Origin of the sequence: Aquabacterium sp. UBA2148 (assembly GCF_002328915.1) — a bacterium.
Lineage (GTDB): Bacteria > Pseudomonadota > Gammaproteobacteria > Burkholderiales > Burkholderiaceae_C > Aquabacterium > Aquabacterium parvum.
Genome location: NZ_DCXA01000196.1, coordinates 1,700 through 8,307, shown reverse-complemented (window position 1 = coordinate 8,307; position 6,608 = coordinate 1,700). Strand labels below are relative to the sequence as shown.

The 6,608-nt window shown below is 66.5% G+C and carries 6 protein-coding genes; all 6 read left to right on the top strand.

Annotation, left to right across the window (positions count from 1 at the left end):
- Positions 1–274 precede the first annotated feature (274 nt).
- The 6 genes from sucC to B2W70_RS10915 all read left to right on the top strand — a co-directional run bounded on the left by sucC (position 275) and on the right by B2W70_RS10915 (position 6,532).
- The gene (sucC, locus tag B2W70_RS10940) at positions 275–1,435 is read left to right on the top strand and encodes an ADP-forming succinate--CoA ligase subunit beta (protein WP_286745667.1); all 1,161 of its coding nucleotides are present in this window, start codon (positions 275–277) and stop codon (positions 1,433–1,435) included.
- A 20-nt stretch (positions 1,436–1,455) separates the two neighbouring features.
- Positions 1,456–2,349 carry a succinate--CoA ligase subunit alpha gene (gene sucD, locus B2W70_RS10935; RefSeq protein WP_286745665.1) on the top strand — a complete coding sequence of 298 codons (894 nt, stop codon included), beginning with the start codon at positions 1,456–1,458 and terminating at the stop codon, positions 2,347–2,349.
- 115 nt (positions 2,350–2,464) lie between these two features.
- On the top strand, positions 2,465–3,163 hold the full coding sequence (locus B2W70_RS10930; protein ID WP_286745664.1) for a TerC family protein: 699 nt from the start codon (positions 2,465–2,467) through the stop codon (positions 3,161–3,163).
- A 15-nt stretch (positions 3,164–3,178) separates the two neighbouring features.
- Positions 3,179–4,915 carry a serine/threonine-protein kinase gene (locus B2W70_RS10925; protein WP_286745662.1) on the top strand — a complete coding sequence of 579 codons (1,737 nt, stop codon included), beginning with the start codon at positions 3,179–3,181 and terminating at the stop codon, positions 4,913–4,915.
- 49 nt (positions 4,916–4,964) lie between these two features.
- A complete protein-coding gene (locus B2W70_RS10920) occupies positions 4,965–5,765 on the top strand; it encodes a Stp1/IreP family PP2C-type Ser/Thr phosphatase (protein WP_286745660.1) in 801 nt (266 codons plus the stop codon).
- 44 nt (positions 5,766–5,809) lie between these two features.
- Positions 5,810–6,532, top strand: coding sequence for an FHA domain-containing protein (locus tag B2W70_RS10915; RefSeq protein WP_286745659.1), 723 nt, complete (start codon positions 5,810–5,812; stop codon positions 6,530–6,532).
- The last annotated feature ends 76 nt before the right edge of the window (positions 6,533–6,608 follow it).

The window sequence follows — 6,608 nt, the reverse complement described above, 5'->3', positions numbered from 1 at the left end:
GCGGATTTGCCGGAGACGTCGTTCGAAGGGTCGTCCGAGGCGACGGGTTCCCGGACCCCGACGAAGAGTCGCTCGGCTGACGCCCCATCTCCGTGCAAACCCGAGTCTTGCCGAGGGGGCACCCCACCGCATCCGAGGGGTGGCGGTGCTATGCTGACTGCTGCAGTGCAACCAGGCCCAACCGGCCCCGCGCTTGCACCCGCCACTGCCCGATCGGCGGTGGTGGGTTCTGTCATGTTCGACCCGAACGCATCACCCACATCGCGAGATCCCCATGAAGATTCATGAGTACCAAGGCAAAGAGATCCTGAGCCGTTTTGGTGTGCCGGTCCCAAGAGGCATTCCGGCGTTTACCGTAGAAGAAGCCGTCGCAGCGGCTGAGAAACTCGGCGGCCCCGTCTGGGTCGTCAAGGCCCAGATCCACGCCGGTGGCCGTGGCAAGGGCGGCGGCGTCAAAGTGGCCAAGAGCCTGGACGACGTCAAGAAGCTGGCTGGCCAGATCCTGGGCATGCAGCTCAAGACCCACCAGACCGGCCCCGAAGGCCAGAAGGTCAACCGCCTCTACATCGAAGACGGCGCCGACATTCAGAAGGAATACTACGTGTCCGTGGTCACCGACCGCGGCACCCAGAAGATCGCCTTCATCGCCTCCAGCGAAGGCGGCATGGACATCGAAGAAGTCGCCCACAGCACGCCCGAGAAGATCATCACCGTCTTCATCGACCCGCTGGCCGGCCTGACCGACGCGCAAGCCCAGCAGATCGCCGACGGCATCGGCATGCCCGCTGATTCGCAAGCCCAGGCCAAGGACATCTTCAAGAAGCTGTACCAGTGCTACATGGAGACCGACGCGTCGCTGGTCGAGATCAACCCGCTGAACCGCGACAGCAAGGGCAACGTCATCGCCCTGGACGCCAAGTTCAACTTCGACAGCAACGCGCTGTTCCGCCACCCTGAAATCGTCGCCTATCGCGACCTGGACGAAGAAGACCCAGCCGAAGTCGAGGCCTCGAAGTTCGACCTCGCCTACATCCAGCTCGACGGCAACATCGGCTGCCTGGTCAACGGCGCCGGCCTGGCCATGGCCACCATGGACACCATCAAGCTGTTCGGCGGCGAGCCGGCCAACTTCCTGGACGTGGGCGGCGGCGCCACGGCAGAGAAGGTCACCGAAGCCTTCAAGATCATGCTCAAGAACCCCGACGTCAAGGGCATCCTGGTCAACATCTTCGGCGGCATCATGAAGTGCGACACCATCGCCGATGGCGTCATCACCGCCTGCAAGGCCGTGAACCTGAACGTGCCGTTGGTGGTCCGCATGAAGGGCACCAACGAAGACCTGGGCAAGAAGATGCTGGCGGACTCCGGTCTGCCCATCATCAGCGTCGACACGATGGCCGAAGCGGCCACCAAGATCGTCGCCGCCGTCAAGTAACGCCCCAGGAAAGAGACATCATGAGCATCCTCATCAACAAGGACACCAAGGTCATCACCCAGGGCATCACGGGCAAGACCGGTCAGTTCCACACCCTCGGCTGCCAGGCCTACGCCAACGGCAAGAACGCTTTCGTGGCGGGCGTGAACCCCAAGAAGGCCGGCGAGAAGTTCTCGGACATCCCCATCTACGCCTCCGTCAAGGAAGCCTCGCAGCAAACCGGCGCCACCGTGTCCGTCATTTACGTGCCGCCCGCTGGCGCCGCTGACGCCATCTGGGAGGCCGTTGAAGCCGACCTGGACCTGGTGATCGCCATCACCGAAGGCATCCCCGTGCGCGACATGCTGATGGTGCGCAACAAGATGAAGGCCAAGGAAGCGGCTGGTGGCAAGAAGACCTTGCTGCTGGGCCCCAACTGCCCCGGCCTGATCACGCCCGAAGAGATCAAGATCGGCATCATGCCCGGTCACATCCACCGCAAGGGCCGCATCGGCGTGGTCTCGCGCTCCGGCACGCTGACGTACGAAGCCGTGGCGCAGCTGACCGAGCTCGGCCTGGGCCAGTCCAGCGCCGTGGGCATCGGCGGTGACCCGATCAACGGCCTCAAGCACATCGACGTGATGCGCGCCTTCAACGACGACCCGGACACCGACGCCGTCATCATGATCGGTGAAATCGGCGGCCCCGACGAAGCCGAAGCCGCCCAATGGTGCAAGGACCACATGAAAAAGCCCATCGTCGGCTTCATCGCAGGCGTCACCGCCCCCCCGGGCAAGCGCATGGGTCACGCCGGCGCGCTGATCTCCGGCGGTGCCGACACGGCCGATGCCAAGCTGGCCATCATGGAAGAGTGCGGTTTCAAGGTCACGCGCAACCCGTCCGAGATGGGGCGCATCCTGAAGTCACTCATCTGACGCGAACCTGAACTGCGTGAACACCCGTGTGCCTGCGCGCACACGGTGCCACTCGAAGGCCCCCCGGGGCCGCCTCTCAGCCCCTACACTCAGGGGCTGATTCCTTTTTTGAGACATGGAAGCTTTCCTGACCCCCGAGTTCTGGCTCGCCGTAGGCCAGATCATCATGATCGACATCCTGCTGGGTGGTGACAACGCCATCGTCATCGCACTGGCTTGTCGCAACCTGCCGCCCGAGCTGCGCCGCAAGGGCATCCTCTGGGGAACGGCAGGCGCCATCGTGCTGCGGGTGATCCTGATCTTCTTCGCCATGTCCTTGCTGGCGCTGCCCTACCTCAAGCTGGTGGGCGCCGCCTTGCTGATCTGGATCGGCATCAAGCTGCTGGTGCCCGAAGACGACGAACACGGCGACCTCCAGGCCAGCGACAAGCTGCTGGGCGCCATCAAGACCATCATCGTGGCCGACTTCGTGATGAGCGTTGACAACGTCATCGGCATCGCGGGTGCGGCCCAGACGGCCGGCCACGAAGGCCACCAGATGCCACTGGTCATCTTCGGCCTGCTGGTGAGCATCCCCATCATCGTGTGGGGCAGCAGCGTGGTGCTCAAGCTCATGGACCGCTTCCCGGTCATCATCGTTGCCGGTGGCGCCCTGTTGGGCTGGATCGCTGGCACGCTCGCGGTGGGGGATCCGGCCATCCAGGGCTACCTGCCCCAGGCCGAGTCATTGCGTTACCTCGCTGGCGGGCTGTGCGCCTTGCTGGTCGTGGCGGTGGGCAAGGCCCTGGCGGCCCGGGCCCCCCAGGCCAGCTGAGGCGGAGGCCGAACGATGTCGCCGGTGGTCGGATGGATCCTCCTGCTGGCGGCCTGCGTGATGGGCGCAGGCTGGTGGTTCACGCGCCGCCGCAACGGTGGCCGTGGGGGTGATCGCTCCGCTGGTGGTGCGCGCAGCACCCAATGGGCCGATTTTTCCGACACCTCACCCCTGGCCGACAGCGCCGCTGAGTTGCAGCGGCGCAAACGCCAGGCCTTGCAGGACTTCGTCGACTCGCGCGACGACAACCGCCCTCCCTCGCGGTTTGCCGACACCAGCCCGGTCGCGTTCCACCCCCGCTTTCAGCGCTCCGGCCCGGTGCCCTTGTCTTCCGCGCCCGAGGTGGTGCCCATCGCCTCCATGCCGGCGCCCACGCCGCCCAAGGCCCCTGCGGTGACCATCCAGTTGCCCTCTGACCCGGGTCGCCCGAGCGGGCGCCCACCGCTGGACAGCTGGTTCGACGACATGACGGCGCCAGCCTCCATCACGTCGCCGCTGAACACCTTGCCCGGCGACGTGGTGTCGGCCCTCGGCGCCGAGGCCGCCTCATCAGACGACCCGGTTGCCGACCCCAATGCCGAGCGCATCCACCGCGCCTTGCTGACCCTGGGTGATGGGCCCGTGGACCAGGCATGGGAGGCCCTGCGCGGGCACCTGCCCCCCGAGGGGCTGAAGGTTGCCACCCTGGAAACCTGCGACCTGATCGCGGCCGCTTTCGAAGCGGAGCAACGTTTCGATGCCGCCCGCAACGTGTACGAGCACATGGCCGACCTCGACCCAGACTGGCGCGACGTGCGCCAGCGCCTGAGCCGCGCACGTGGCAAAGCGCAGGTCCAGGCGGTCGAGTCCTGGGGCTCGGTCGAGGCGCGGCCCGCGGCACATGGCGGCCTGTCGATGCTGGGCAAGTTCGTGCTCGACAAGCAACTGGGCCAGGGCGCAATGGGCGCCGTCTACCTGGCCCACGACCCCGCCACCGGCCAGCATGTGGCCATCAAGACCATGGCCCTGGCGCGCGAGTTCACGGGCGACGACCTGGTCGACGCCCGCAGCCGATTCCTGCGCGAGGCCGACATGGCCGGTCGCCTGCAGCACCCCGACATCGTTCAGATCCTCGATGCCGGCGAAACCGATGGCCTGGCCTGGATCGCCATGGAGCTGATCGACGGCGCGGACCTGGGTCAGCACACCCAGCCCGCCCGCCTGCTGCCGCTGCCCGTGGTGCTGCGCGCCATCGCCCGGGTGGCCGATGCGCTGGCCTACGCCCACACCCGGGGCGTCACGCACCGCGACATCAAGCCCGAGAACATCATGATCGACCTGCCCCGCGAGGGCGTGAAGGTGATGGACTTCGGCGTGGCGCGCCTGGCCGATGCCTCGCGCACCCGCACGGGTGTCATCCTGGGCACGCCCACCTACATGTCGCCCGAGCAGCTCTCCGGCCAACACGTCGACGGCCGCACCGACCTGTATTCGCTGGGCGTGACCTTGTTTCAGCTGCTGACCGGTCGCCTGCCCTGCGAGGCCGACTCGCTCGGTGCCCTGATGCGTGCCATCGCCCGCGAAACGCCTCCCAACGTCTGCACGCTGCGGCCCGAGTTGCCCCCGGCGCTCGGCGACGTCGTGGCCCTGGCGCTGCAAAAGCACCCGGCCACCCGCTACAGCTCGGGCGAGCAGATGGCCGAAGACTTGCGTGCGGTCTTGAAGATGCTGCCTGACGCTGGGTCCCCCGGCGTCGACATCTCCCTGGCCTGACGACATCCCTGTGCCCGCCCCCTGACCAACCCGGCGACAATTTCCCCCCATGGAGTTCGAGTTCTACAGCCAGACCGACACCGGTCGCGTCCGCAGCAACAACGAGGACAACGTCGCCATCGACACGTCCTGCTCGCTGGCGGTGCTCGCTGACGGCATGGGCGGCTACGCGGCCGGCGAAGTCGCCAGCGGCATGGCCTGCGAGTTCGTCAGCGCCGAGCTGGGGCGCTGGCTGAACGAGGCCGCGCCCCAGGCCAGCGACGGCGACGTGCGCCGCGCCATGGACATCTGCGTCGACAACGCCAACCGCGCCATCTTCGGTGCGGCCAACTCCAACCCGATGTACGCCGGCATGGGCACGACCCTGGTGCTGGGCGTCTTCCGCTCAGGCCGCCTGTTGCTGGGGCACATCGGCGATTCGCGCGGCTACCGGCTTCGCGCCGGGGTGTTGCAGCAGGTCACGAAAGACCATTCGTTACTGCAAGAGCAGATCGACGCTGGCATGCTCACGCCCGAGCAGGCGCAATTTGCCGCCAACAAAAACCTCGTCACCCGCGCCCTGGGCGTCGAGGACATGGCCCAGCTCGAAACCCACCAGCACGAAATCCAGTCGGGCGACATCTACCTGATGTGTTCGGACGGCCTGTCCGACATGCTCCGAGACCACCAGATCGCCGAAGTCATGGCCCAGCATCAAACGCTCCCCGAGATGGGCGCCGCCCTGGTCGCGGCCGCCAACGAGGCGGGCGGGCGGGATAATATTGCGGTCGTGCTGGTGCGCGCCCAGGGAGTGGCGGATCCTGCACCCAGATCCTGGTGGCCTTTCAGGCGCTTTGCTGGGCTGGGCTGAACGTCTCAACACACACACACAAGATCCATAAGCAGAGGTTCCGCATGGGAAAACTGGTCGTCTCACTCGATGGCGTGGTGATCAAGGAGGTCCAGGTCACGAAGGACCGCACCACCCTCGGTCGTCGCCCGTACAACGACATCGTGATCGACAACCTGGCCGTCAGTGGTGAGCACGCCATGTTGCAGCTGCTCAGCGGCAGCGTTTTCATCGAAGACCTCAACAGCACCAACGGCACCTACATCAACGGCAAGGCCGTCAAGAAGCAGCTGCTGCAGCACAACGACACGGTCGAGATCGGCAAGTACAAGATCAAGTTCCTGGCGGACGAAGGCTCCGACTACGAAAAGACGATGATCATGCGGCCGGGCACGCCGCTGCCGACGGCGCTGGGCGCGCAAGCCCACGCGGCTGCAGCCACCCCGACCGGCCCTTCCACCACGCCGGGCGCTTTCGGTGCTGCCATGGCCCAGGGCCCCAGCGGCTTCGGCAGCCTGCCCAGCCAGAGCCCGGCCTCCATCAAGGTGCTCAACGGTGCCGCAGCCGGCCGCGAGGTCGCACTGACCAAGGTCGTCACCACGGTGGGCAAGCCTGGCGTGCAGGTGGCCTCCATCACCAAGCGCCCGGGTGGCTACGTCTTCGCGCACGTCGAAGGTTCGGCCCGCCCCACGGTCAACGGCTCGCCCGTGGCGGCCGACCCGGTCCACCTCAAGAGCGGCGACGTGATCGAGCTGGCCGGCACCCAGATGCAGTTCGTTCAGGCCTGAACGAACGGGCTCAACCCCACGAGCCAGCACCATGATCCGCGTCCTCGGCTGCTTCGGCTCGATCGCGGCGCGCTCG

Excerpts from the sequence above, each read along its gene's own strand:
- B2W70_RS10915 (WP_286745659.1), top strand. The coding sequence starts at position 5,810 with ATGGGAAAACTGGTCGTCTCACTCGATGGCGTGGTGATCAAGGAGGTC.
- sucC (WP_286745667.1), top strand. The coding sequence starts at position 275 with ATGAAGATTCATGAGTACCAAGGCAAAGAGATCCTGAGCCGTTTTGGT.
- sucD (WP_286745665.1), top strand. The coding sequence starts at position 1,456 with ATGAGCATCCTCATCAACAAGGACACCAAGGTCATCACCCAGGGCATC.
- B2W70_RS10925 (WP_286745662.1), top strand. The coding sequence starts at position 3,179 with ATGTCGCCGGTGGTCGGATGGATCCTCCTGCTGGCGGCCTGCGTGATG.
- B2W70_RS10920 (WP_286745660.1), top strand. The coding sequence starts at position 4,965 with ATGGAGTTCGAGTTCTACAGCCAGACCGACACCGGTCGCGTCCGCAGC.
- B2W70_RS10930 (WP_286745664.1), top strand. The coding sequence starts at position 2,465 with ATGGAAGCTTTCCTGACCCCCGAGTTCTGGCTCGCCGTAGGCCAGATC.